Annotated in this window: 1 protein-coding gene; it reads right to left on the bottom strand. The window is 48.0% G+C overall.

All coding sequences use genetic code 11. The annotated features are described in order from the left end of the window. The coding region (locus KW848_RS32760; protein ID WP_218539188.1) for a LysR substrate-binding domain-containing protein at nucleotides 1–348 on the bottom strand (348 nt) is incomplete at both ends.

Below are 348 nucleotides of genomic sequence, written 5' to 3'. Positions count from 1 at the left end.
CTCCTTCTTTTAGATCGTCAGCCAGCCAGTCATTCCACGTGAATAAAAGGTAGTTGTTTTTTAATGTTGCATTGCGCAGCAGGTTGAAGTCATTGCAATTCAAGCCAATGGGCAGTGCCGTATCTTCGGCTAGGCTTAGCAGGTGGCGGATATGGTTTTCGGTTGTTTCAGTAAGGTTAATAAATGCCCAGGGGTGATCGAGCAATAGCGCTGAGGTGATGGGTTGTTTCTTGCGCACAAGTGGATGGTTGGCGCTACAGAAAATCGATGCAGGTCTCGGGGTTAACGGGGTAATTGCGAACCTGATGTCATTCGCCCATACATCCGCGTTGGCGATAAAAAACTCGA

It is taken from the genome of Pseudomonas sp. PDM25 (assembly GCF_019219045.1).
Taxonomy (GTDB): domain Bacteria; phylum Pseudomonadota; class Gammaproteobacteria; order Pseudomonadales; family Pseudomonadaceae; genus Aquipseudomonas.
The sequence above is the reverse complement of the archived record's forward strand: the minus strand, read 5'-3'. Positions and strand labels throughout refer to the sequence as shown.